This is a genomic window from Burkholderia sp. Ac-20384, from assembly GCF_017104605.1.
GTDB classification, from domain to species: Bacteria; Pseudomonadota; Gammaproteobacteria; order Burkholderiales; family Burkholderiaceae; genus Burkholderia; species Burkholderia lata.
On record NZ_JAAGPE010000143.1, the window covers coordinates 1 to 24,398 of the forward strand.

Genomic DNA, 24,398 nt, shown 5'->3' on the forward strand with positions numbered 1-24,398 from the left:
TGGGGCGCAACTGCGTTTTACCGGGGCAAAGCTAGGCGTCGGCGGCGTCGGGAGTGTCGGCGCCGTCGGGCAGCGCGGCGAGTGCGGCCGGCACGAGCGTGGCCGCGAGCGAAGGGGTTGCCGCGATGCGGACGGGTTCGGCGGTTTCAGCGCCGAGCGCCCGGGCGCGCGCCTCGATCGCACGCAGGCCGACCAGCGAGCGCTCGACTTCCTCGTAGAGCAGGAACGCGCGCCGCGTTGGCGTGACGCGCGGGCCGTGGCGGTCGAACAGCGCGTAGCCTAGATCGGCTTCGAGCTCCTGGATCTGTCGCGTGACGGCCGGCTGCGAGCGGCCGAGCAGTTCGCCCGCGCCGGTCACGCTGCCGGCCGACATGACCGCGGAAAAGGCTTCGAGTTGATGCAGCTCCATGACACCTTCCGATGATGCGATTTGCGCATTGTAGAAGTGTGAGCATGCGCGATTCATATAATGATTTTTGCTATCGACAGCGTGAAAACTGCGAAGCGCTCGATCGTCGCGATGCCCGGTGGTGCGAGCGTGTGGGTCGGTTTCGACGGGTGACGTGAACGAAACGCCAATCGAATCAACGTGATGCGATCCATGCCGGCACATCGCGCGATGCAGGGCGTGCAGGCGAGCGTTCGCGAGCCCCCAACCCTTCGCGCTGCGCACGATATCGATATGCGCAAAACTTCGTTGGATCGTCCTGAACCGGATGGTTACATGCCCTCACTCTTTTCGACTGACTGAAGCTGGGGGACGCATGAACGTTTCGGGGAACGACGCACGCGGTGCATGGCGGCGCGTGCTGGGCACGGTGGCGGCGCTCGCTGCCGCATGGGGCTTGTCGACGGGCGGCGCGCTCGCGGCGGGTGTGTCGGGCGAGCCGGTGGTGATCGGCGTGAGCGGTCCGCTCACGGGGCAGGATGCGCAGTACGGCGAACAATGGAAACGCGGCTTCGATCTCGCGCTCGACGAGATCAACGGTAGCGGCGGCATTCATGGCCGTCCGCTCGCCGTCGACTTTCAGGACAGCCGCAGCGATCCGCGCCAGGCGGTGGCGATCGCGCAGAAGTTCGTCGCCGATCCGCGCATCGCGATCGAGCTGGGCGACTTCTCCAGCGCGACGTCGATGGCCGCGTCGCCGATCTACCAGCGCGGGCAGCTGATCCAGTTCGGCTTCACGAACTCGCATCCGGACTTTACGAAGGGCGGTGACTATCTGTGGAGCACCGCGCTGAGCCAGGCCGAGGAGCAGCCGCTGCTCGCACGCTACGCGGTGAAGGAACTCGGCTTCAAGCGGATCGCGGTGCTGTACCTGAACACCGACTGGGGCCGCACCAGCAAGGACATCTTCGCGAAGGCGGTGGCCGGGCTCGGCGCGCAGGTCGTCGCGGCCGAAGGGTATCAACCGACCGAGAAGGATTTCCGCTCGACGCTCGTGCGGATCGGCGCATCGAAGCCCGATTCGATCGTGCTGATCTCGTACTACGCGGACGGCGCGCAGATCGTGCGGCAGGCGCGCACTTCCGGCGTCACGCTGCCGATCGCGGCAGTCGGTTCGGTGTACTCGCCGAAATTCCTCGAACTGGGCGGCGCGGCCGTCGACGGCGTCTATACCGAATCTAACTTCTTCCCGGCCGAGCCGCGCCCCGAGGTGCAGGCGTTCGTGCAGCGCTATCGCGCGAAATTCCACGCCGATCCCGATTCGTTCGTCGCGCGCGCCTACGATGCGCTGATCCTGTCGGCCGAGGTGTTGCGCCGCTACGGCACGACGCGCCAGGCCGCGCACGACGGCTTCGCAAAAATCAGCGACGTGCCGAGCGTGATCTTCGGCAAGGTGCGCTTCGATCCGCAGACGCGTCGCGTCGCCGGCGCACGCACCGTGTATCTCGTCGTGAAGCAGGGGCAGTGGGCGCTGTGGGACGGCGCAAAACCGCAGCTCGCTGCGCGTTGAACCGGAACCTGAACAGCATGCACGCATCGGACGCATCGTGATGGCTTCCTGGCTCGACTACACGCTCAACGGCCTCATCGTCGGCAACATCTACGCGCTGCTCGCGGTCGGGCTCGCGCTGATCTTCGGCGTGTCGCACCTGATCAACTTCGCGCACGGCTCGGTCTACATGGTCGGCGCGTTCATCGGCTGGCTGTGCCTGACGCGCTTCGGGTTGCCGCTGCCGGTCGCGCTCGCGGCCGTCGTCATAGGCTGCGGCGCGCTTGGCGTCGCGATCGAGCGGATCGGGTTGCGGCCGCTGCGTCACGCGGCACGCATCGCACCGCTGCTCGCGACGATCGGCATCAGCTTCATTCTCGACCAGCTTGCGCAGCTCGCGTTCGGCGCGGACCCGCGCGCGGTGCCGACGCCGCTGCCCGACTGGCATCTGCGGATCGCCGGCGCGACGCTCGGCTCGCTCGACCTGCTGATCGCGGGTATCGGCATCGCGGCGGCCGCGTTGCTGTACGGCTTCCTGCGCTTCACGCGGCTCGGCTGGGCCGTGCGTGCGACCGCACAGGATCGCGATGCGGCGCTGCAGATGGGCGTCGACGTCGACCGCGTGAACCAGACCGTGTTCGCGATCGCGTGCGCGCTCGGCGGCGTGAGCGGGCTGCTGGTCGGCATGTACTACAACAGCATCGATCCGGCGATGGGCTTCCAGGCCACGCTGAAGGGCGTGGTCGCGCTGCTGATCGGCGGGCTCGGCAACGTGCCGGGCGCGATCGCGGGCAGCCTGCTGCTCGGTCTCGTCGAAAGCTACGGCGTTGCGCTGTTCGGTACCAGCTATCGCGACCTGTTCGCGTTCGGGCTGCTGATCGTGTTCCTCGTATGGCGGCCGAACGGCCTGTTCAGCGCGAACCGCGCGCTGCCGCCCGAGCCGATGACGGGCACCTTCCTCGCGGCCGCGAAGGCCGTGCGCGTGCCGCGCCCGGTACTCGTCGCGCTGGTCGCGCTGGCGGCCGTGCTGCCGTGGCTGGGAGCATCGCCGTACGTGCTGCAGACGCTGACCAACGCGTGGCTGTACGGGCTGCTCGCGCTGAGCCTCACGCTGGTCGCGGGCACGGTCGGGCAGATCTCGCTCGGCCACGCGGCGTTGCTCGTGATCGGCGCGTATGCGTCGGCGCTGCTGTCGTCGGATCTCGGCTGGTCGCCGGCCGTGACGATCCCGTGCGCGGGCGTCATTACGGCCGTGCTCGGCACGCTGCTCGTCTATCCAGCATTCCGGCTGCGCGGGCACTATGTGTCGATCGCGACGCTCGGCATCGGCGAAGTGGTGAGCCTCGTGATCCTGAACTGGGACGGCCTCACGCGCGGGCCGCTCGGCATCACCGGCATCGCACCGCTGCCGTGGGCGACGACCGCGCGGGCCGCGTACTGGTTCACGTTCGCCGTGCTCGTCGTGTTCGCGCTCGTGCAGGTGCGGCTGCTGCGCTCGCATCTCGGCCGCACGCTGCGGGCGGTGCGCGAGGACGACGTTGCCGCGCGCGCGCACGGCATCGCGCCGAACCGCTACAAGGCGATCGCGTTCGCGGTCGGCGGCGTCGCGGCCGGTGTGAGCGGCGGGATTGCCGCGCATCTGTACAGCTACATCAATCACCAGACCTTCGATTCGCAGGTGTCGATCCTCGCGCTGACGATGGTGATCCTCGGCGGGCTCGGCAACGTGCTCGGCGGCATCGCCGGTGCGATCGCGCTGATCGGGTTGCCCGAGCTGTTCCGCTGGGCGGCCGACTACCGGATGCTGATCTACGGCCTCGTGCTGCTGCTGCTCGTCCGGTTCCGGCCGCAAGGCTTGCTCGGCACGGTGTGAGGAGACACGCAATGACGACTCATCGACCCTTGCTCGACGTGGAGGGCCTGACGCGCCGCTTCGACGGCGTGACTGCGCTCGACGGCGCGAGCCTGACCCTCGCCGTTGGCGAACTGCTGAGCGTGATCGGGCCGAACGGCGCGGGCAAGTCGACGCTGTTTGGCGTGATCGCCGGTGCGGTGCGGCCCACGCGCGGGCGCGTCGTGCTGCACGGTGTCGAGCTGCGCGGGCGCGGGCCGGTCGTCGCGAGCCGGCTCGGCATCGGCCGCAGTTTCCAGCAGACGAGCGCGTTCGCGCGGCTGACGGTGTTCGACAACCTGCGCTGCGCGGCGCTGCATGCGCCGGCCGAGCGGCGCCGCTGGTGGAACCGGCTGCGCGAATCGGCGTCGGTCGATCTCGCGGCCGAGCGCGTGCTGCACGACATCGGCCTCGATGCACACCGCGACACGCCGGCCGCCGAGCTGAGCTACGCGGAACAGCGCGCGCTCGATCTCGGGATCGCACTCGCGAGCGGCGCGCGCACGCTGCTGCTCGACGAGCCGACGGCCGGCATGAGCCGTGCGCAGGCGGCGCGCATGATCGCGCTGATTCGTGCGACGACGCAGGGCCGCACGGTATTGCTGATCGAGCACGACATGGATGCGGTGTTCGGCTTCGCCGAACGCATCACGGTGCTCGTGCGCGGCACGGTGGTCGCGACCGGCGCGCCCGATGCGATCCGCACCGATCCGGCCGTGCGTGCCGCCTATCTCGGCGAGGGCGGCCCATGAGCGCGTTGCTCGACATTCGCGACCTGCGCGCATGGTACGGGCTGCAACCCGTGCTCGACGGCGTCGATCTCGCGCTGGCGCCCGGCGAGACGCTCGCGCTGCTCGGCCGCAACGGCTCGGGGCGCTCGACGCTCGCGAAGGCCGTGATGGGGCTCGTGCGCACGGCAGGCTCCGTGCGCATCGGCGGCGCCGAATGCGTGGGCGCACGCACGTTCGAGATCGCGCGGCGCGGCGTGGCTTACGTCGCCGAAAGCCGCGACGTATTCCCGCTGCTGACGGTGCGTGACAACCTGCGGCTCGGGCTGCGCGGCGCCAGCGGCGCGGCCGAGCGCACGGCGCTCGAACGGTTGTTCGACCGCTTTCCGTTGCTGGCCGCACGCGCGGACGTGAAAGCGGGGCGGCTGTCGGGCGGCGAGCAGCAGGTGCTCGCGCTGGTGCGGGCGCTGGCCGGCCAGCCGCGCGTGCTGATCGTCGACGAACCGGCAGAGGGGCTCGCGCCGCTGGCCGTCGACGAAGTCGGCGCATGCCTCGCCGCGCTGCAGGCCGACGGTGTCGCGATCGTGCTGATCGAGCAGCGGCTGCAGTTCGCGCCAAGGCTCGCGCGACGTGTCGCGGTCATGGGGCGCGGACGGATCGTCTACGACGGTGCACTCGACGGCCTGGGCGGCGAGGTCGCGAACGCATGGCTGAGCGCCGGCTGACGGCGCGCGCGATTGTTCGGGAAACTCCGCCAGTCAATTCGTGTCGAGCCGCTTTATCGCCGCCGCACCGCACAGTAAATTGCCAGTCATACCGGTTGCGCATCGACGCAACAACCCGGCAACCGGCACCATCCATCAAGCGTCTTCTGACTGAGGAATGAGATCATGAGCAAGCTGGCAAACAAGGTAGCGATCGTCACGGGCGGATCGAAGGGCATCGGCGCGGCGATCGCGAAGGCGCTGGCCGCGGAAGGCGCGTCGGTCGTGGTCAACTACGCGAGCAGCAAGGCGGGCGCCGACGCGGTCGTCAGCGCGATCGTCGAAGCCGGTGGCCGTGCGGTCGCGGTTGGCGGCGACGTGTCGAAGGCGGCCGATGCACAGCGCATCGTCGATACCGCGATCGACACGTACGGCCGTCTCGACGTGCTCGTCAACAATTCCGGCGTGTACGAATTCGGCGCGATCGAGGCGATCACGGAAGAACATTACCGCCGTCAGTTCGACACGAACGTGTTCGGTGTGCTGCTGATGACCCAGGCAGCCGTCAAGCATCTCGGCGAAGGCGCGAGCATCGTCAACATCAGCTCGGTGGTGACCAGCATCACGCCGCCCGCGAGCGCCGTGTACAGCGGCACCAAGGGCGCGGTCGACGCGATCACCGGCGTGCTCGCGCTCGAACTCGGCCCGCGCAAGATTCGCGTGAACGCGATCAACCCGGGGATGGTCGTGACCGAGGGCACGCACAGCGCGGGCATCATCGGGTCCGATCTCGACAAGCAGGTGCGCAGCGAGACGCCGCTCGGCCGCCTCGGCGAGCCGGACGACATCGCGTCGGTGGCCGTGTTCCTCGCATCGGACGATGCACGCTGGATGACCGGCGAGCATCTCGTCGTGAGCGGCGGGTTGAACTGATCCGGCAACGGCGGTGCGGCGGCGCGCCCGCGCCGGTCGTGCCGCCCGTTTCGTTACGCGTGCATCGCGAGCGCGTAACGGCCGACGTGCCACTGCAGGCTCTCGACGACGAGCGCGTGATTGTGCGCCGAGTCGAGCCCCGCGATCGTCATCGCGCCGACGATGCCGGTGCCGGCGATCCGCAACGGCACGCCGCCGCCGTCGAGCGCATAGTCGTCATCCGACAGCCCCTGCGACTGCAGCGACCAGCCGGCACGGCGAAAGCGCTCGCCGACCGCGAGCGAACTCAGGCCGAAGTGCAACACCGTGTTCTGCCGCCGGCGGATCGCTTCGCTGTCGCCGGCGTGGCTGCCGTCGAGCGCGCAGTAGAACAGCGGCGCCTGCTCGCCGACGATGCTCACCGCGATCGGCAGCCCGCGGCGCGAGGCAAGGTTGACAGCGATTTCACCCATCCGGCGAGCGACGGCCGCATCGAAGCGCGGCAGCGCCGGGTTCGACGCGTCGTCGTCGAAGGGATGGGGTTCGAGGCGAAAGAGGGTCGTCACCATGGCGGCTCCGTGGCGCCGCCGGCTCTGGGTGCGCATGCCGGGCGTCGCATCGTCACGGGCCGTGCGCGGGCCCGTCGTTCCATCAGCGCTTCGGTGCATCGAGCATCCACTCGTGCGCGGGATCGTTCTTGAACGCCCACGCGCGGCTCGGGCCGGCCATCACGTTCAGGTAGTACAGGTTGTAGCCGTGCGGCGCGACCACCGGGTGGTAGCCGCGCGGCACCATCACGACGTCGTGGTCCTCGACCGCGCACGCTTCGTCGAGGCTGCGGTCGTCCGTGTACACACGCTGGAACGCGAAACCCTGCGGCGGATCGATCCGGTGGTAATAGGTTTCCTCGAGCGAGGTTTCTTCCGGCGCGGCGTCGCGATCGTGCTTGTGCGGCGGATAGCTGCTCGAATGGCTGGCCGGCGTGACGACCTCGACGACGAGCAGCCGGTCGGCCGCCGGGTTGTCGCCCATCAGGATGTCGCACACGTAGCGCGTGTTGGTGCCTTGTCCGCGCACCGAGCGGCGCATCCGTTCGCCGTCGAGGCGTTGCACGGGCTTGTCGCCGCTCGCGTACGGCGCGGTGCACAGCGCGATTTCTGCATCGCGCGTCGCGACCAGCGTGACCGTCTTGCCGCCCGGCACGTACAGCGCGTCCGGCGACACGTCCTCGAAGACGCTGTCGCGCTTGCCGAGCGCATCGTAGGCGTTGCCGTCGACCTCCGCGCGCACCGTGCCGGTGAGCACAACGACGCACAGTTCGCGCGCGCCGGTGTCGAGCGTTTCGGTGTCGCCGGCCTTCAGGCGCAGTGCCCGAAAACCGACGTGCTTCCAGCCGGCCGACTCGGGCGTGACGTTGCAGATCTCGCGGTCGGCCGAGGCCTTGACCAGCAGGGGAGAAATCGTCATGGGGTGGGGCTCCGCAATAGAGTAGGGCTCATGCGCTCAACCGGTCGACGATCGCGCGCAGCGATTCGTAGCCCTTCTTCGCATACGCATAGCTCGGCGCGACGGCCGGATCCTGCTCGGCCTCGACGACGAGCCAGCCTTCGTATCCGGCGTCCTTCAGCGTGCGCAGCGTCGCGTCGTAATCGAGCGCACCGTCGCCCGGCACCGTGAAGGTGCCGTTGATCACGCCATTCAGGAAGCTCCAGCCATCGTTGCGCGCCTGCGTGACGACCTGCGGCCGCACGTCCTTGCAATGCACGTGAACCACGCGCGATACATGCTTCTTCAACAGCGTGACCGGGTCGGCTGCGCCGCCGAAATACGCGTGGCCGGTGTCGAACAGCAGGAACACCTTCGCCGGGTCGGTCAGCGCCATCAGCCGGTCGACGTCGTCGGGCGACTCGACGTACGCGCCCATGTGGTGATGGTAGGCGAGCTTGATGCCGTACGTGTCGAGCAGGTGCGCGCCGAACGCGTCGAGGCGCGCCGCGTAGCGTTGCCAGGCTGCGTCGTCGACGAAGCGCGGCCGCTTCGCGACCGGCGTGTCGATGTTGCCCTGGATCGTGCCCGCGCATTCGCCGTAGACCACCACCTTCACGTCGTTGTACTGCAGCTTCGTCATGTGCGCGCGGCAGCGCTCGATCTCGGCGGCGACCGCATCGGCGTCGCTGATGCCCGGCGCGACTTCGGCGAGGAAGCCCGAATACCAGCCGGACACGCACACGAGCCCGAACTCGGCGAGCTTCGCCTTCAGCTCGGGGCCCGTCTTCGGAAACTTGTTGCCGAGCTCGAAGCCCGCGTAGCCGATTTCGGCGCCTTCCTTCAGCGCCGTTTCGAGCGGCGTCTCGCCGCCGAGCGACGGCAGGTCGTCGTTCATCCACGACAGGGGATTGATACCGATGCGGACGTTCCAGCTCATGACGTGATTCCTTGGTTCGAATGTGTTTGTCGCGGGGAGGGTGCGTGGGCCGTGCGCGCGATCAGCGCCGCTGCCGGGTCTTCGCATCGAGATACGCGCGGTGTGCTGCGTCGACGCCGGCGCGTTCGGATACTTGCGGCACCGCGACTTCCCACCACGCACCGCCGTCGTCGGTCGTGCGCTGGTGCGTGGTGTCGATCACGAGCACCTGGCTCGTCTTCGCCGCGCGGGCACGTTTCATCTCGCTGCGCAGCTCGCCGATGTCGCGCACGTGCACGGCTTCGGCGCCCATCGCGCGCGCATGCATCGCGAAATCGATCGTCGAGCGCTCGCCGCCCTCCGGCACGCAGTCGTCGAGCATGTTGTTGAAGCTCGCGCCGCCGCAATTCAGTTGCAGCCGCTCGATGCAGCCGTAGCCGCGGTTGTCGAGGATCACGACGATGATCTTGCGGCCGAGCATCACGGACGTCGCGAGTTCCGCGTTGAGCATCATGTACGAGCCGTCGCCGACGATCACGATCACTTCGCGCTCGGGCCGCGCGAGTTTCGCGCCGAGGCCGCCTGCGACCTCGTAGCCCATGCACGAGTACGCATAGTCCATGTGGTAGTTGCCCGGCACGCCGCTGCGCCACAGTTTGTGCAGCTCGGCCGGCAGCGTGCCGGCCGCGCATACGACGAGGTCGTCGCGCGCGCTGTCGAGTCCCGCGTCGGTTGCGGAATCGCGCACCGCGCCGATCACTTCCGCGTCGTACGGCAGCGTGTCATTCGGCACGCGCGTCGTGAGTTCGGTCACGCGCGCGTTCCATGCGGCGGCCTGGTCGCGGTTGCTTGCGGTCCATGCCGGGTCGGCCTGCCAGCCGGCCAGTGCGGCCGACAGCTGGCCGAGGCCCGTGCGCGCGTCGGCCACCAGTTGACGGCCACGTTTCTTGCCCGTGTCGAACGGCTGCACGTTCAGGCTCAACAGCGTCGCGTTGCCGTAGAGCGCATGCGAGCCGGTCGTGAAATCCTGCAGCCGCGTGCCGACTGCGAACACCACGTCGGCCTGCGCGGCCGCACGGTTCGCGGCAGGCGAGCCCGTCACGCCGATCGACCCGAGATTCAGCGGATGGTCCCACGCGAGGCTGCCCTTGCCGGCCTGCGATTCGGCGACCGGCACGCCATGCGTATCGGCGAACGCGCGCAGCGCGTCCCATGCCTGGCTGTACAGCACGCCGCCGCCCGCGACGATCAGCGGTTTCTTCGCGGCTTTCAGCACGTCGAGCGCATCGGCGAGTTCGAGCGCGTCGGCCGGCGGCCGGCGCATCCGGATCACCGGCGGCGCGAAGAAATCCTCGGGCCAGTCATACGCGAAGGTCTGCACGTCCTGCGGCAGCGCGAGGCACACCGGGCCGCACTGCGCGGGATCGGTCATCACCTGGATCGCGCGCGGCAGCGCGACGAGCAACTGCTCGGGCGACGTGATCCGGTCGAAGTAGCGTGTCACCGGCCGGAAGCAGTCGTTCGCGCTGACGTCGCCCTGTTCGAAATCCTCGACCTGCTGCAGCACGGGGTCGGGCAGCCGAGACACGAACACGTCGCCGGGCAGCAGCAACAGCGGCAGCCGGCCGACGTGCGCGAGCGCGGCCGACGTCAGCATGTTGGTCGCGCCGGGGCCGATGCTCGACGTCGCGGCCATCATCCGCTGGCGGAAATTCGCTTTCGCGAACGCGACGGCCGCATTGGCCATCCCTTGCTCGTTGTGGGCGCGGAAGGTCGGCAGGCGGTCTTTTTCCGCGTGCAGCGCCTCGCCGAGCCCGGCCACGTTGCCGTGGCCGAAGATCGCGAACACGCCGCCGCAGTAGGGCAGGATCTCGGTGCGGCCGTCGGGCTGGACGACTTCGGCGCGCAGGGCGGCCAGGTAGCGCACGAGCGCCTGGCTGACGGTCAGTCTCACGGTAGAGGTCATGTCGGTCGGTGAAGAGGAATGGGTCATCGCAGGCGTCGCGTCAGGCCGCGGCGGCGCGGGCGGCCGCGGCACGGCGGCCGAGCCACGCGTCGACCAGTTGCGCGAAGTTGCCGGCGACTTCGTCGATCAGCGCCTGGTCGTCGATCCGGCCGGCGAACCAGTTCAGCGACGCATCGGCCCACAGCGTGCGCCCGACCATGAAGCCCTTGACGATCGGGTTGGTCGCCGAGCGGAAGCTGTCGACGAGGTATTGCAGCGGCTGGTTCAGCCCGAGGATCACGGCGCCGCGGCAGTGCGGGTCGCGTTCGGCGATCAGCGCGGCAAGCCGCGTCCAGCCGTCGGCGCTCAGCGGCGTGAGCTTCCACCATTCGGGCATCACGCCGAGGTTGTAGAAGCGCGCGATCGTGCGCAGCACCGCGTCGTCCTCGGTACCGGCCGGCGTAACCGCGCGCGGCGGAATCATTTCCAGCAGCAGTTCGTTGCCGCTGGCGCGCGTGGCTTCCCACAGTTCCAGCACGCGCTGCTCCTGTTCGACGCGCAGGTCGACCTGGTCGTCCGGGTGATAGTGCACGAGGCACTTCACGACCTGTTCGGTCGGCCAGTGGGTGAGCGACGAGCCGACCGAGCGCGTTTCATCGAAACGCAGCGGCCGCGAGCCCGGCAGCTCGACCGGGCGGCCGACCCACCAGCCGCGCCCGGTCGCCGACGCAAGCGCGTCGCTGCCGTAGCCGCCGCCGTCGATCAGCACGCCGACGTGGCCTTCGATATGACGATCGCGCTCGACCTGTTCGACCGCGCGCACGAGCAGGCGCTTCAGCGTCTTGATCCGCGCTTCGTCCGCGCCGGCCTGCACCGCGAGTTCGTAGAACTGGCTGCGATGGTCGAACGCCATCACGCACAGGTCGTCCCATTCGCGGCGCGGCACCGTCACGCGATGCAGGTGTGCGAGCGTGTGGTCGGCGTCGACCACCGGATTGCGGCTGCCGTCGAACCAGTGCGCGAGTTCGGCCGGCGTCGGCATCGCGGCCGAACACGCGTGGCGCGACACGACGATCGCGCCGCACGCGTTCGCGATGCGCGTCGACTCGGCCCAGTCGCGGCCGCGCAGCAGCCCCGACAGCAGGCCTGACAGGAACGCGTCGCCCGCGCCGAGCACGTTGAGCACTTCGACGCGTTCGCCGAGGAAGGTCGGCGCATCGTCGATGCGGGCGGGAATGTCGCCCTCGATCACGCAGCAGCCGAGCGCGCCGCGCTTGACGACCAGCGTCGCGTTCGTGATCTTGCGTACCGCCTGCAACGAGCCGATCACGTCGTGCGGCACACCGCCCGCGATCAGGAATTCTTCCTCGGTGCCGACCAGCAGGTCGAATTCGCCGAGCACCTGCTGCAGCTGCCGCGTTACCTGCGCGTCCGGCACGTAGCGGTTTTCGCCCGCGCCACGTGAGGTCAGCCCCCACAGCACGGGCCGGTAGTCGATGTCGAGAATCCGCACGACGCCGTGGCGGCGCGCATAACCGAGTGCGGTCAGCGACGCTTCGCGCGTACCCGGCGTCGACAGGTGCGTGCCGGTGATCGCGAGCGCGCGGCAGCCGGCGATGAAGTCCTCGCTGATCTCGTCGGCACGCACGGCCATGTCCGCGCAGTTCTCGCGCACGAACAGCAGCGGGAACGTGTCGCGATCCTTCAGCCCGAGCAGCACCAGCGCGGTGAGGCGCTCGCGGTCGGTCTGCAGCTGGCTCGTGTCGCAGCCTTCGCGCTCGAGCGTCTCGCGCAGGAAGCGGCCCATCTGCTCGTCGCCGACGCGCGAGATCATCGCGGTCTTCAGCCCCAGCCGGGCCACGCCGAACGCGACGTTGCCGGACGAGCCGCCGAGATACATCTGGAAGCTGCGCGCGTCCTCCAGGCGGCTGCCGTACTGCTGCGCATAGAGATCCACGGCCACGCGGCCGAGGCAGGCGAGATCGATGGGGCGGTCACTCGGAAAGTTCAGCAGGCTCATATCACGTGTCACGCTCGCGGCCGGCGTTCGGCGATGCCGGCGGATTAGGGGACCGAACCTCTGGAGACGATCCGCAACGTGTGCTGCACGACGCGGGACTGCCTGCCGCAAGGAATCGGGCTACGGAACGGAGTCTAGACTTTTTGGAAATCCAGTTCCCTAGGTGAAATCACGTAGAAATAAATTTCCAAAATTTCGAGGAAGTGATCTACAGTTTCATCCGGATGCTTCAGTCCCGATCGGACCAGATCGGACTCGGCCCGGCGGCGCGCAACGCGCCGTCTTCCGCCCCCCGGAGATGAGGAGACAGATTGATCATGAAGACCAAGCTGATGGCCGTCGCGGCCGCCGCGATCCTGGCTGCGCCGCTCGCGCATGCCGAGAAGATCGGCGTGACGATGGCGTCGTTCGACGACACGTTCCTGACCATCCTGCGCAACAGCATTACCGACGCAGCGAAGAAGGACGGCGCGACGGTGCAGATCGAGGACGGCGGCAACGACGTCGGCAAGCAGTTGAGCCAGGTCCAGAACATGATCGCGCAGAAGGTCGACGCGATCATCGTGAACGCGGTCGATACCGACGCGACGCCGAAGATCACCAAGATGGTGACCGCCGCGAAGATCCCGCTCGTGTACGTGAACCGCAAGCCGGTGGATTTCGACAAGCTGCCGGCCGGCGTCGCGGTCGTCGCGTCCGACGAGAAGCAGTCGGGCACGCTGCAGGCGCGCCAGGTGTGCAAGCTGCTCGGCGGCAAGGGCGACATCCTCGTGCTGATGGGCGAGCTGTCCAACGAATCGGCGCGCGCCCGCACGAAAGACATCGAGGACGTGATCGCGACGAAGGATTGCTCGGGCATGAAGATCGTCGACAAGCGCGAAGGCAAGTGGAGCCGCACGCAGGGCCAGGACATCACGATGAACTGGCTGAGCTCCGGCACGAAGTTCGACGCGATCATCTCCAACAACGACGAGATGGCGATCGGCGCGATCAACGCGCTGAAGGCCGCGCGCAAGCTGACGCCGAAGACGATCGTCGCCGGCATCGACGCGACGCCGGACGGCCTCGCGTCGATGAAGAGCGGCGAGCTGAAGGTGTCCGTGTACCAGAACGCAGCGGGGCAGGGCCAGCAGGCCGTCGCGGCCGCGCTCAAGCTCGCGAAGAAACAGCCCGTCGACCGCTATGTGAATGTGCCGTTCGAGCTCGTGACGCCCGAGAACATGGCCCAGTACGCGAAGCACTGACCGGTGATCCGTTGAATGGCGCGGGCCCGGCACGACCGGGTTCGCGCACGACTTGTCGAGGAACGTCCATGTTTACAGCCAGAGTCGCGCGCCCGATGGCCGGCGACGATGCGCCGGCCGCTTCGTCCGGCTCGACCGGCTCGTCGGCCCCGCCGGCTTCTTCCGCGGCCGACTGCGTGCTCGAGGTGCGCGGCGTCGGCAAGTCCTTTCCCGGCGTCGTCGCGCTCGACGGCGTGCAGTTCCGCGTGCGCCGCGGCACCGTCCATGCGCTGATGGGCGAGAACGGCGCGGGCAAGTCGACGCTGATGAAGATCATCGCGGGCGTCTACACGCCCGACCAGGGCGAGATCCTGATCAACGGCGAACCCGTCGTGCTGAACGGCCCGCTCGATGCGCTCGACCGCGGCATCGCGATGATTCACCAGGAACTCAACCTGATGCCGTACATGACGGTCGCGGAGAACATCTGGATCCGCCGCGAACCGAAGAACCGTTTCGGCCTGATCGATCACGCCGCGCTGCGCCGCCGGACGGCCGAGCTGTTCGAACGGCTGTCGATCGACATCGATCCTGAAACCGACGTGCGCACGCTGACGGTCGCGAGCCGCCAGATGGTCGAGATCGCGAAGGCCGTGTCGTTCGACTCCGACGTGCTGATCATGGACGAGCCGACTTCCGCGCTGACCGACAAGGAAGTCACGCACCTGTTCCGGATCATTCGCCAGCTGCGCGAGCAGGGCAAGGGCATCGTCTACATCACGCACAAGATGAACGAGCTGTTCGAGATCGCCGACGAGTTCTCGGTGTTCCGCGACGGCAAATACATCGGCACGCATGCATCGAGCGACGTCACGCGCGACGACATCATCCGCATGATGGTCGGGCGCGAGATCACGCAGATGTTCCCGAAGGAAGAGGTGCCGATCGGCGACGTCGTGCTGTCGGTGAAGAACCTCGGCGTCGACGGCGTGTTCCGCGACGTGAGTTTCGAGCTGCGCGCGGGCGAGATCCTCGGCGTGGCCGGCCTCGTCGGCTCGGGGCGTTCGAACGTCGCGGAGGCGCTGTTCGGCGTCGTGCCGGCCACGTCGGGCGAGATCCGGATCGACGGCAAGCCGGTGCGCATCACGACGCCCGCGCAGGCGATGAAATACGGGATGGCCTTTCTCACCGAAGACCGCAAGGACACCGGCTGCTTCCTGAATCTCGACCTGCTCGCGAACATGGAAGCGGCGGTGCTCAGCAACCGCTACGTGAAGTTCAATTTCGTGCGGCAGGCGCAACTGAAACGCGACTGCGAGGAAATGAGCCGGATGCTGCGCGTGAAGTCGCCCGGGCTGCACGAGGAGATCCAGAACCTGTCGGGCGGCAACCAGCAGAAGGTGCTGATCGGCCGGTGGCTGCTCACGCAGCCGCGCATCCTGATCCTCGACGAACCGACGCGCGGCATCGACGTCGGCGCGAAGGCCGAAATCCACCGGCTCGTCAGCGCGCTCGCCGGCAAGGGTGTCGCGGTGCTGATGATCTCGTCGGAGATGCCGGAAGTGCTGGGAATGAGCGATCGCGTGATGGTGATGCACGAAGGGCGCATGACCGGCATCGTCGATCGCAAGGACGCCGACCAGGTCCGCATCATGGATCTCGCGTCGCGCTGAGCCGAACCAAGATTGGAGACAAGGAAATGGGCAACATGAACCCGGTCGCGGATGCGCAGACCATGACCATCAAGACGCGGCACACGAAGTGGCCGCCCGAGCTGAGCATCTTCCTGGTGCTCGTCGGCATCAGCCTGTTCTTCGAGATCGTCGGCTGGATCGTCGTCGGCCAGAGCTTCCTGTTCAACACCGAGCGGCTCGAGATCATCGTGCTGCAGATGGCCGTGATCGGCATCATCGCGGTCGGCGTGAACCTCGTGATCATCACCAGCGGGATCGACCTGTCGTCGGGCTCGGTCGTGGCCGCCGCGGCAGTCGTGTCGGCCAGTCTCGCGCAGGTGTCCGACTTCCCGCGTGCGGTGTTTCCGCACCTCACCGACCTGCCGATCATCTGGCCCGTGCTGGCCGGCGTGTGCGTCGGGCTGCTGGTCGGCCTGCTGAACGGCTCGCTGATCGCGATGACGGGCATCCCGCCGTTCATCGCGACGCTCGGCACGATGGTCGCCGCCCGCGGCTTCGCGAAGTGGTTCACCAACGGGATGCCGGTGTCGATGCTGACCGACCAGTTCGCGGCCATCGGCGCCGGCGCCAACCCGGTGATCATCTTTCTCGTGGTGGCTGCGATCTTCCACGTCGTGCTGCGCTACACGCGCTTCGGCAAGTACACGTATGCGATCGGTGCGAACCGTCACGCAGCGGTCGTGTCGGGCATCAACGTCACGCGCCACCTGATCTTCGTCTACGCGATCGCGGGCCTCCTGAGCGGGATTGCCGGCACCGTGACGGCCGCGCGTGCGATCTCGGGCCAGTCGGGCATGGGCGTGATGTACGAGCTCGACGCGATCGCGGCCGTCGTGATCGGCGGCACGTCGCTGTCGGGCGGCCTCGGCCGTGTGACCGGCACCGTGATCGGCGTGCTGATCCTCGGCGTGATGACGTCGGGCTTCACGTTCATCCGCATCGACGCGTATTACCAGGAGATGGTCAAGGGCGCGATCATCGTCGCGGCCGTAATCGCCGACCAGTACCGCAACAAGAAGAAGCGCCGCTGACCCTTCGTGCATCGCCGGGCGAGGGCGGCACGTGCCGCCGCCTGCGTCCGGCACCCGCCACCGTCGAGGACATTCGATGAAGATCGCGCTGGACCCCTACATGATTCGCCACCTGCCGCTCGACCGCCTGCCGCACGCGGTGGCCGAGCTCGGCTACGACCAGATCGAGCTGTCGCCGCGCAGCGATTTTCTCGACTGGTGGGTGATGCCGCGCGCGACGCGCGAGCGGATGGCTGCGTTCCGGCAGGCGATGCGCGCGAGCGGCGTCGGCCTCGCGTCGCTGCAGCCGATGTACCGCTGGGCGAGCCCGTTCGAGGACGAGCGGCAATGGGCGGTGCGCTGCTGGAAGAAGGCGATCGAGGTGGCGGTCGAGATGGAGTGCGCGCTGATGGTGTCGGAGTTCGGGCGCGGCGCATCGCCCGAGCGCTCGGTCGGCGAACGGCCGGGCGCGAACCCCAAGGAGCTGTGCGAAGCCGCGTGGTTCCGGTCGATGGACGAGCTGCTGCCGATCCTCGAGCGCGAACGCATCGTGCTGTCGGTCGAGCCGCATCCGGAGGACTGGATCGAGCAGCTGCAGCCCGCGGTCGACATCGTCACGAACCTCGGCTCGCCGTCGCTGAAGCTGTCGTACATCGCGCCGCACACGTTCTACTACGGCGACGACATGGCCGCGATGATCGCGCAGGCCGCACCGATCCTCGCGCACGTGCGCGTGGCCGACACCTTCGACCATCGCAAGAGCAGCCAGCTGCGCTACATCGTGAACCCGCCCGGTTCGAACCAGATCCGCGTGCACCAGCATCTCGACATCGGGCAGGGCGAGATCGACTGGGACGTGTTTTTTCGCGCGCTCGGCGCGGCAGGCTTCGACGGCGTGATGTCGTCGTGCGTGTTCGCGTGGGAGGACCGCGCGGAAGCGTCGTCGCGCTACATGCGCGACGCGATCCAGCGCTACGTCGATCGTCATTTCGATCGCACGGCGCGCTGACGAATGACTGACCGGTGCGGCGCGTGCCGCGCCGCCAATGAACGACTGGAGACTTTTAGATGACCTTGCAAATCGGCGTGATCGGCTGCGGTGCGATCGGCCAGGACCATATTCGCCGACTGACCCGCACGCTGTCCGGCGCGCGTGTCGTGGCCGTCAACGACATCGATCCGCAGCAGGCGCGCGACGCGGTGACGAAGTACGGGCTCGACGCCGAGATCTACGGCGACGGCCACGAGGTGGTCGCGGCCGCCGACGTGCAGGCCGTGCTCGTCACGTCGTGGGGGCCGACGCACGAAGCGTTCGTGCTCGATGCGATCGCGCACGGCAAGCCCGTGTTCTGCGAGAAGCCGCTCGCCGTCACGGCCGAAGGCTGCATGCGGATCGTCGAAGCCGAAATCGCGCACGGCAAGCGGCTCGTGCAGGTCGGCTTCATGCGTCCGTACGACGAAGGCTATCGCGCGCTGAAGCGCGTGATCGACAGCGGCGAGATCGGCGCGCCGCTGATGCTGCATTGCGCGCACCGCAACCAGTCGGTCGGCGAGCGCTACACGACCGACATGGCGATCACCGATACGCTGATCCACGAACTCGACGTGCTGCGCTGGCTGCTCGGCGAGGACTACGTGAGCACGCAGGTCGTCTATCCGAAGAAGACGCGTCATGCGTCCTCGCATCTCGCCGATCCGCAGATCGTGCTGCTGGAAACCGCGAGCGGCGTACGCATCGACGTCGAGATTTTCGTGAACTGCCAGTACGGCTACGACATCCAGTGCGAGGTGGTTGGCGAGCAGGGCATCGCGAAGCTGCCCGATCCGCCGGCTGTCGGGCTCAAGCATGCGGCGCGGCAATCGGTCGAGATCATGACCGACTGGAAGGAGCGCTTCATCGCGTCGTACGACGTCGAGCTGCAGGCGTTCATCGACGGCGTGCGCGCGCAAGCGCTCACCGGGCCGTCTGCCTGGGACGGCTACGCGGCAGCGGTCGCGGCCGACGCCTGCGTGCGTGCGCAAAAGAGCGGGGCGGTCGAGCCGATCGCGATGGCCGAACGCCCTGCGTTCTATCGCGGCTGAACCGTAGCCGCCTACCTGCCGGACTGACCGACATGACGATGAAGATGGGTTGCGCACCGTGCTGCTGGGGTGTCGACGACGTGAAGAACCCGCACTTGCCGCCGTGGCGGCAGGTGCTTGCCGAAGCTGCCGAGGCCGGCTACTCGGGCATCGAGCTCGGGCCGTACGGCTACATCCCGCTTGAGTTGGACGTGGTGAGTGCCGAGCTGGAGCGGCAGCGCCTGAGCATCACCGCCGGCACCATCTTCGACGATCTCGTATCGCCGGAGAACCTGCCGAACCTGCTGCGCCAGACGCGCGACATCTGCGCGCTGATCACGCGGCTGCCGAAACTGCCGACGCAGGACGGCCAGCGCTACGCGGCGCCGTACCTGGTCGTGATGGACTGGGGCCACGAGGAACGCGACTACGCGGCCGGTCATGGCGATCGTGCGCCGCGGCTGTCGGACGAAAGCTGGGCGGCGATGATCGGGCACATCCGGCAGATCGCGACGATCGCACGCGACGAATTCGGCGTACGCACGGTGATTCATCCGCACGCGGGCGGCTACATCGAGTTCGCGGACGAGATCGACCGGATCGTCGCCGACGTGCCGGCCGACACGGCCGGCCTCTGTCTCGACACGGGCCACCTGTACTACTCGGGCATGGACCCGGAGGCCTGGCTGCGCCGCCACGCGGCGCGCGTCGACTACGTGCATTTCAAGGACATCGACGCGGCCGTGTACGACGCGGTGATGGGCGAGCACATCGCGTTCTTCGCTGCCTGCGCGCGCGGCGTGATGTGCCCGATCGGCACCGGCGTGCTCGACTACCGGTCGATCCGGCACGCGCTCGACGATATCGGTTACGCGGGCTACATCACGATCGAGCAGGAGCGCGACCCGCGCAATGCCGGCACGAGCTTGCGCGACGTCGCCGCGAGCCGCGCGTTTCTCGCGTCGGCCGGCTTCGCCTGATCCGGCGCACCCCGCACACCCTGAACTGAACACGGACCTGGAACACCACCATCATGATTGACGGACAGATTCTGCTTGGACATTCGATTCGCTGGGGCATGGTCGGCGGCGGGCTCGGCAGCCAGATCGGCTACAGCCACCGGTCGGCCGCGTTGCGCGACGGCAGCTTCCAGCTGGTCGCCGGCGCGTTCGACATCGATCCCGAACGCGGGCGCCAGTTCGGCGTGAAGCTCGGCGTCGCGGCCGAGCGCTGCTATGCCGACTACGCGACGATGTTCGATGCCGAGGCGCGCCGCCCGGACGGCATCCGCGCGGTGTCGATCGCGACGCCGAACAACACGCACTTCGAGATCTGCCGCGCGGCGCTGAACGCGGGGCTGCACGTGGTGTGCGAGAAGCCGCTGTGCTTCACGACCGAGGAAGCCGAAGCGCTGGAGCGGCTGTCGGTCGAGAAGAATCTGATTGTCGGCGTCGCGTACGGTTATTCCGGACACCAGATGATCGAACAGGCGCGCGAGATGATCGCGCGCGGCGATCTCGGCGAGATCCGCATCGTACAGATGCAGTTCGCGCACGGGTTCCACAGCGAGGGCGTCGAGGCCGCGAGCGCGGCTGCGCGCTGGCGCGTCGACCCGAAGTTCGCGGGCCCGAGCTATGTGCTCGGCGACATCGGCACGCATCCGCTGTACATCTCCGAAGTGATGGCGCCCGAGCTGAAGATCCGCCGCCTGATGTGTTCGCGGCAGAGCTTCGTGAAGAGCCGCGCGCCGCTGGAAGACAACGCGTTCACGATCATGGAATACGACACGGGCGCGGTCGGCTACGTGTGGTCGAGCGCGGTGAACGCGGGCTCGATGCACAGCCAGAAGGTGCGCGTGATCGGCTCGAAGGCGAGCGTCGAGTGGTGGGACGAGCATCCGAACCAGTTGCGCTACGAAGTGCAGGGGCAGCCCGCGCAGGTGCTCGATCGCGGGATGGGGTATCTGCATCCGCACGCATTGCGCGAGGATCGCATCGGTGCCGGGCATCCGGAAGGGCTGTTCGAGGCCTGGTCGAATCTCTATGCGCGCTTCGCGCTCGCGATGGATGCGGCCGATCGTGGCGACACCGCGGCGTTGAAGAACATCCGCTATCCGGACGTCCACGCGGGCGTGGAAGGCGTGCGCTGGGTCGAGAACTGCGTGCGCTCCGCCGATGCCGGCGGCGTGTGGATCGACTATCGTTGAACCGGCGGCACGGGCCGGCGAAGGCGCGCTGCGCGCCCGTCGCGCAAGGCTTCGCACCGACGGCCGGCCTTGGTAGACACCCTAATCTTTACGACGCCGCGAGAGCGTTGGACAATCGCTTCCAGTATTGCCGTGGAGCGTAGGCAAGTGATGATCGAGCGCGTGGGAGCGAGCACGCGGCGCGGGCCGCGCCGCAAACGTGTTTAAATTCGCCCTTCATGCATGTATCCAGGTGAGCCCCGGGCCGCGTTCGTCAACCTCGCGCGCCCGTCGGGGCCGTCAACTTCGCGCTATCCGATGAGTTCATCCGAGAAACCTCCCGCCACCGTCGAGCAGTTCCTGCAGCACCTGACGCAGGAGTACGACGGCCTCAGCAATCGCCTGAAGGTGATTGCGCGCCACGTGGAAACGCATCGGGACCAGCTTGGCCTGGAAGGCATCCAGTCGCTCGCGGAAGCGTGCGGCGTCCAGCCGTCGGCCGTCGTGCGTTTCGCGAAGCACTTCGGCTTTTCCGGCTTCTCCGAGATGCAGCGGCTGTTCCGCGAAGGGATCGCCCAGCAGATCGCGCCGGGACGCGCGTACAACCTGCGGTTGCGCGACGTGATCGAAGCGGGCTCGTCGAGCCTGCAGCCCGAGCAGATCGCCGACGAGTTCATCAAGGGCAGCATCGCCGGGATGCAGCAGCTGCGTCAGACGCTCGATTCGCAGGCGCTCGCGCAGGCCGTCGACCTGCTCGCCGAGACGCAGGCGATCTGGATCGCGGGTTCGCGGCGCGCGTTTCCGATTGCCGTGTACCTCGACTATGCGCTGCAGCACACCGACAAGCGCATCGGCTTGTTCAGCGCGCTCGGCAGCATGCATCTGGGGCAGATCCGCTCGGTGCGCGAGGGCGACGTGATGATCGTCATTTCGTTCATGCCGTATGCGGAGGAAACCGTGCAGGTCGCGCAGCAGGCCGTGCAGCGCGGCGCGCGGCTGATCGCGATCACCGACAGCCGGATGAGCCCGCTGGCGCGGGAGGCCGAGGTGACGCTGATGGTGCAGGACAGCGCGACGTTCGGTTTCCGCGCGCTGACGGCCACGATGGGCCTGGCGCAGAGCCTGTTCGTCGCGCTCGCGTACCGGCTCGAACTGTCGTACCTGCCGACCGCCGACGGCGCGCACGGCACGAAGGCCGGCTGACGCATCCTGCCGGCGCACCGCCCGCGTGACAGCGCAGCGGGCGGCGTGCCGGCAGGCGGTTACTTCGCGGTCGGCATCGCGAATTCGGCACCCTTGCCGATGCTCGACGACCAGCGCTGCATTACCGACTTCTGGCGCGTGTAGAAGCGCACGCCTTCCTCGCCGTACGCGTGCATGTCGCCGAACAGGCTCTTCTTCCAGCCGCCGAAGCCGTGCCACGCCATCGGCACCGGAATCGGCACGTTGATGCCGACCATGCCGACCTGAATGCGCCGCGAGAACTCGCGCGCGATGCCGCCGTCGCTCGTGAAGCACGACACGCCGTTGCCGAATTCGTGCGCGTTGATCAGGTCGACCGCCTCGCCGAAATCCTTCACGCGCACGCAGCCGAGCACGGGCCCGAAGATTTCTTCCTTGTAGATGCGCATGTCGGGCGTCACATGATCGAACAGCGTGCCGCCGGTGAAGAAGCCTGCCTCGCGGCCCGGCACGCGCAGCCCGCGGCCATCGACCACCAGTTGTGCGCCTTCGTTCACGCCTTGCTCGATATAGCCTTCGATGCGCTTCAACGCCTCGCCGGTGACGATCGGGCCCATCTCGACTTCCGGCGACATGCCGTCGCCGATCACCAGCTTGCGCGCGCGTTCGGCCACCAGCGGCACGATCTTGTCCGCAATGTCGCCCACCAGTACCGCGACGCTGATCGCCATGCAGCGTTCGCCGGCCGAGCCGTACGCGGCGCCGATCAGCGCGTCGACCGCCTGCTCGAGGTTCGCGTCGGGCATCACGACGAGATGGTTCTTCGCGCCGCCGAGCGCCTGCACGCGCTTGCCCGACTGCACCGCGCGCTGCTGTACGTAGGCCGCGATCGGCGTCGAACCGACGAAGCTGACGGCCTGCACGTCGGGGTGGTCGAGCAGCGCGTCGACCGCGCCCTTGTCGCCCTGCACGACGTTGAACACGCCGGCCGGCAGCCCCGCCTGCGTGAGCAGGTCGGCGATGAACAGGGCCGCCGACGGGTCGCGCTCGCTCGGCTTCAGCACGAACGTGTTGCCCGTCGCGATTGCGACTGGGAACATCCAGCACGGCACCATGCACGGGAAGTTGAACGGCGTGATGCCCGCGACGACGCCGAGCGGCTGGCGCATCGTCCAGTTGTCGATGCCGGTGCTGACCTGGTCGGTGAAGTCGCCCTTCAGGAGTTGCGGCACGCCGCAGGCGAATTCGATGATGTCGATGCCGCGGGCGACTTCGCCCTGCGCGTCGGAGAACACCTTGCCGTGCTCGGCCGTGATGATTGCCGCGAGGGCGTCGCGGTGCTCGTTCATCAGTTGCAGGAAGCGGTGCATGACGCGCGCGCGGCGGATCGGCGGCGTCGCGGCCCAGGCCGGGAACGCGGCGTTGGCCGACGCGACGGCCTGCTGCACTTCGCTGTCGTCGGCGAGCGCCACGCGACGCACCGCGCGGCCGAGCGCGGGGTTGAGGACGTCCTGGAAGCGGCCGCTGCGGCCGGCGACGGGCGCGCCGTCGACATAGTGGCCGACGTCGGTGTCGGACGTGTACGCGGGAACCGGATTCATCGTGTCTCCTGGGGGATCGGGTGAGGGTGGACAGCGCCCAGTCTAGGCAAACGTGCAGGGCGGGAGAAGGCCGCGCAGCTTGATTCACTGTTCAGAATTCTGAATAATCACCGGATGAATCAGCAAAATGTCCAGGCACTCTGGCCGCATATCCATTCGCTGACGGTGCTGGCCGCGGCCGGCAGTTTCACCGCTGCCGCGCAGCGGCTCGGCATCAGCAAGGCCGCGATGAGCCAGCGCATCGCCGATCTCGAAAAGGCCGCCGGCGTGCCGCTCGTGCGTCGCACGACGCGCAGCGTGCGGCTCACCGACGCGGGCCAGACGCTCGTCGACAGCACGCGCGACGCGTTCGAGTCGATCGGGCAGCACTTCGCGCGCGTGAAGGATCTCGCCGGAGAACCGCGCGGCCTGCTGCGCCTGACGGTGCCGGTCGCGCTCGGGCGCCAGCAGGTCGTGCCGCACCTGCCCGATTTCCTGCGGCAGCATCCGGGCGTGCAGATCGAGCTCGACCTGTCGGACCGGCTGCATTCGCTGACGCAGGAGGGTTTCGACCTCGCGATTCGCCATACGACCACTGCGCCGCAAACCCACGTCGCGTGGAAGCTGTGCGATACGCGTTCGCTGCTCGTCGCGAGCCGCGACTACCTCGACGTGCGCGGCGCGCCGCGCCACCCGAGCGAGCTCGTCGATCACAGCTGCCTGTGCTACCTGCGCGACAACGAGCCGGCCGCCTGGAGCTTCGAGCTGCACGGCCGGCGGCGCGAACGCGTGAGCGTGCCGGTGCGCGGCAGCTTCGCGGCGAACAACAGCGAGGCGATGCGCGAGGCCGCGCTCGGCGGGCTCGGCATCGCGCTGCTACCGGATTTCAGCGCGCAGCGCGACCTCGACGCCGGCCGGCTGG

General features: G+C 68.1%; 20 protein-coding genes and 1 pseudogene. 14 read left to right on the forward strand and 7 right to left on the reverse strand.

Translation table 11 applies throughout. The features are described from left to right. Positions 1 to 64: 64 nt before the first annotated feature. Positions 65 to 409: pseudogene (locus tag G3O00_RS23970) on the reverse strand (LysR family transcriptional regulator); the annotation flags it as partial. Between the two features lie 355 nt (positions 410 to 764). Here G3O00_RS23970 and G3O00_RS23975 point away from each other — a divergent pair. The 5 genes from G3O00_RS23975 (at position 765) to G3O00_RS23995 (ending at position 6,193) form a co-directional block, all read left to right on the forward strand. After that, entirely contained in the window at positions 765 to 1,958 is a 1,194-nt protein-coding gene (locus tag G3O00_RS23975) for an ABC transporter substrate-binding protein (RefSeq protein ID WP_011356128.1), read from the forward strand. A 40-nt stretch (positions 1,959 to 1,998) separates the two neighbouring features. Further along, a complete protein-coding gene (locus G3O00_RS23980) occupies positions 1,999 to 3,810 on the forward strand; it encodes an ABC transporter permease (RefSeq protein WP_206144525.1) in 1,812 nt (603 codons plus the stop codon). Between the two features lie 11 nt (positions 3,811 to 3,821). Next, complete coding sequence (locus G3O00_RS23985; protein WP_206144526.1) at positions 3,822 to 4,580, forward strand: ABC transporter ATP-binding protein; 759 nt, start codon at positions 3,822 to 3,824, stop codon at positions 4,578 to 4,580. Then, positions 4,577 to 5,281, forward strand: coding sequence for an ABC transporter ATP-binding protein (locus G3O00_RS23990; protein WP_206144527.1), 705 nt, complete (start codon positions 4,577 to 4,579; stop codon positions 5,279 to 5,281). The genes G3O00_RS23985 and G3O00_RS23990 overlap by 4 nt, the downstream gene beginning before the upstream one ends. Before the next feature lie 165 nt (positions 5,282 to 5,446). Further along, complete coding sequence (locus G3O00_RS23995) at positions 5,447 to 6,193, forward strand: glucose 1-dehydrogenase (RefSeq protein WP_206144528.1); 747 nt, start codon at positions 5,447 to 5,449, stop codon at positions 6,191 to 6,193. Between the two features lie 53 nt (positions 6,194 to 6,246). On the opposite strand, the gene G3O00_RS24000 is transcribed toward G3O00_RS23995, so the two are convergent. From G3O00_RS24000 to iolC, 5 genes are all read right to left on the reverse strand, one after another. Next, on the reverse strand, positions 6,247 to 6,741 hold the full coding sequence (locus G3O00_RS24000) for a heme-degrading domain-containing protein (RefSeq protein ID WP_206144529.1): 495 nt from the start codon (positions 6,739 to 6,741) through the stop codon (positions 6,247 to 6,249). An 82-nt stretch (positions 6,742 to 6,823) separates the two neighbouring features. Continuing rightward, positions 6,824 to 7,639, reverse strand: a complete 816-nt coding sequence (iolB, locus tag G3O00_RS24005; RefSeq protein WP_206144530.1) for a 5-deoxy-glucuronate isomerase — start codon at positions 7,637 to 7,639, stop codon at positions 6,824 to 6,826. 28 nt (positions 7,640 to 7,667) lie between these two features. After that, positions 7,668 to 8,597, reverse strand: coding sequence for a myo-inosose-2 dehydratase (gene iolE / locus G3O00_RS24010; RefSeq protein ID WP_206144531.1), 930 nt, complete (start codon positions 8,595 to 8,597; stop codon positions 7,668 to 7,670). Between the two features lie 61 nt (positions 8,598 to 8,658). Next, positions 8,659 to 10,542: a 3D-(3,5/4)-trihydroxycyclohexane-1,2-dione acylhydrolase (decyclizing) gene (gene iolD, locus G3O00_RS24015; protein WP_206144540.1), complete on the reverse strand. Its 1,884-nt coding sequence runs from the start codon at positions 10,540 to 10,542 to the stop codon at positions 8,659 to 8,661. A gap of 40 nt (positions 10,543 to 10,582) precedes the next feature. Next, entirely contained in the window at positions 10,583 to 12,541 is a 1,959-nt protein-coding gene (gene iolC / locus G3O00_RS24020; RefSeq protein ID WP_011351733.1) for a 5-dehydro-2-deoxygluconokinase, read from the reverse strand. Between the two features lie 317 nt (positions 12,542 to 12,858). Here iolC and G3O00_RS24025 point away from each other — a divergent pair, with 317 nt between their 5' ends. From G3O00_RS24025 to G3O00_RS24060, 8 genes are all read left to right on the forward strand, one after another. Beyond that, on the forward strand, positions 12,859 to 13,785 hold the full coding sequence (locus tag G3O00_RS24025; RefSeq protein ID WP_206144532.1) for a sugar ABC transporter substrate-binding protein: 927 nt from the start codon (positions 12,859 to 12,861) through the stop codon (positions 13,783 to 13,785). Positions 13,786 to 13,853: 68 nt separating this feature from the next. Then, on the forward strand, positions 13,854 to 15,437 hold the full coding sequence (locus G3O00_RS24030) for a sugar ABC transporter ATP-binding protein (protein WP_206144533.1): 1,584 nt from the start codon (positions 13,854 to 13,856) through the stop codon (positions 15,435 to 15,437). Positions 15,438 to 15,463: 26 nt separating this feature from the next. Then, positions 15,464 to 16,489: an ABC transporter permease gene (locus G3O00_RS24035; protein ID WP_174933963.1), complete on the forward strand. Its 1,026-nt coding sequence runs from the start codon at positions 15,464 to 15,466 to the stop codon at positions 16,487 to 16,489. Positions 16,490 to 16,565: 76 nt separating this feature from the next. Further along, complete coding sequence (locus G3O00_RS24040; RefSeq protein WP_206144534.1) at positions 16,566 to 17,477, forward strand: sugar phosphate isomerase/epimerase; 912 nt, start codon at positions 16,566 to 16,568, stop codon at positions 17,475 to 17,477. Between the two features lie 59 nt (positions 17,478 to 17,536). Beyond that, entirely contained in the window at positions 17,537 to 18,550 is a 1,014-nt protein-coding gene (locus G3O00_RS24045; RefSeq protein WP_206144535.1) for a Gfo/Idh/MocA family oxidoreductase, read from the forward strand. 32 nt (positions 18,551 to 18,582) lie between these two features. Continuing rightward, entirely contained in the window at positions 18,583 to 19,509 is a 927-nt protein-coding gene (locus G3O00_RS24050) for a TIM barrel protein (RefSeq protein ID WP_206144536.1), read from the forward strand. A 53-nt stretch (positions 19,510 to 19,562) separates the two neighbouring features. Next, positions 19,563 to 20,735, forward strand: coding sequence for a Gfo/Idh/MocA family oxidoreductase (locus G3O00_RS24055; protein WP_206144537.1), 1,173 nt, complete (start codon positions 19,563 to 19,565; stop codon positions 20,733 to 20,735). Positions 20,736 to 21,032: 297 nt separating this feature from the next. Beyond that, positions 21,033 to 21,917, forward strand: a complete 885-nt coding sequence (locus G3O00_RS24060) for a MurR/RpiR family transcriptional regulator (protein ID WP_041493057.1) — start codon at positions 21,033 to 21,035, stop codon at positions 21,915 to 21,917. 59 nt (positions 21,918 to 21,976) lie between these two features. Here the strand turns inward: G3O00_RS24060 and G3O00_RS24065 are convergent, their stop codons facing one another. After that, positions 21,977 to 23,497, reverse strand: coding sequence for a CoA-acylating methylmalonate-semialdehyde dehydrogenase (locus tag G3O00_RS24065; RefSeq protein ID WP_206144538.1), 1,521 nt, complete (start codon positions 23,495 to 23,497; stop codon positions 21,977 to 21,979). A gap of 114 nt (positions 23,498 to 23,611) precedes the next feature. On the opposite strand from G3O00_RS24065, the gene G3O00_RS24070 reads away from it, so the two are divergent. Then, positions 23,612 to 24,398 (forward strand): LysR family transcriptional regulator (locus G3O00_RS24070; RefSeq protein WP_206144539.1); only part of this gene is annotated, 787 nt, incomplete at its 3' end.

Coding starts and splice junctions, on each gene's coding strand:
- G3O00_RS23975 (WP_011356128.1), top strand. CDS start 765: ATGAACGTTTCGGGGAACGACGCACGCGGTGCATGGCGGCGCGTGCTG.
- G3O00_RS23980 (WP_206144525.1), top strand. CDS start 1,999: ATGGCTTCCTGGCTCGACTACACGCTCAACGGCCTCATCGTCGGCAAC.
- G3O00_RS23985 (WP_206144526.1), top strand. CDS start 3,822: ATGACGACTCATCGACCCTTGCTCGACGTGGAGGGCCTGACGCGCCGC.
- G3O00_RS23990 (WP_206144527.1), top strand. CDS start 4,577: ATGAGCGCGTTGCTCGACATTCGCGACCTGCGCGCATGGTACGGGCTG.
- G3O00_RS23995 (WP_206144528.1), top strand. CDS start 5,447: ATGAGCAAGCTGGCAAACAAGGTAGCGATCGTCACGGGCGGATCGAAG.
- G3O00_RS24000 (WP_206144529.1), bottom strand. CDS start 6,741: ATGGTGACGACCCTCTTTCGCCTCGAACCCCATCCCTTCGACGACGAC.
- iolB (WP_206144530.1), bottom strand. CDS start 7,639: ATGACGATTTCTCCCCTGCTGGTCAAGGCCTCGGCCGACCGCGAGATC.
- iolE (WP_206144531.1), bottom strand. CDS start 8,597: ATGAGCTGGAACGTCCGCATCGGTATCAATCCCCTGTCGTGGATGAAC.
- iolD (WP_206144540.1), bottom strand. CDS start 10,542: ATGACCTCTACCGTGAGACTGACCGTCAGCCAGGCGCTCGTGCGCTAC.
- iolC (WP_011351733.1), bottom strand. CDS start 12,541: ATGAGCCTGCTGAACTTTCCGAGTGACCGCCCCATCGATCTCGCCTGC.
- G3O00_RS24025 (WP_206144532.1), top strand. CDS start 12,859: ATGAAGACCAAGCTGATGGCCGTCGCGGCCGCCGCGATCCTGGCTGCG.
- G3O00_RS24030 (WP_206144533.1), top strand. CDS start 13,854: ATGTTTACAGCCAGAGTCGCGCGCCCGATGGCCGGCGACGATGCGCCG.
- G3O00_RS24035 (WP_174933963.1), top strand. CDS start 15,464: ATGGGCAACATGAACCCGGTCGCGGATGCGCAGACCATGACCATCAAG.
- G3O00_RS24040 (WP_206144534.1), top strand. CDS start 16,566: ATGAAGATCGCGCTGGACCCCTACATGATTCGCCACCTGCCGCTCGAC.
- G3O00_RS24045 (WP_206144535.1), top strand. CDS start 17,537: ATGACCTTGCAAATCGGCGTGATCGGCTGCGGTGCGATCGGCCAGGAC.
- G3O00_RS24050 (WP_206144536.1), top strand. CDS start 18,583: ATGACGATGAAGATGGGTTGCGCACCGTGCTGCTGGGGTGTCGACGAC.
- G3O00_RS24055 (WP_206144537.1), top strand. CDS start 19,563: ATGATTGACGGACAGATTCTGCTTGGACATTCGATTCGCTGGGGCATG.
- G3O00_RS24060 (WP_041493057.1), top strand. CDS start 21,033: ATGAGTTCATCCGAGAAACCTCCCGCCACCGTCGAGCAGTTCCTGCAG.
- G3O00_RS24065 (WP_206144538.1), bottom strand. CDS start 23,497: ATGAATCCGGTTCCCGCGTACACGTCCGACACCGACGTCGGCCACTAT.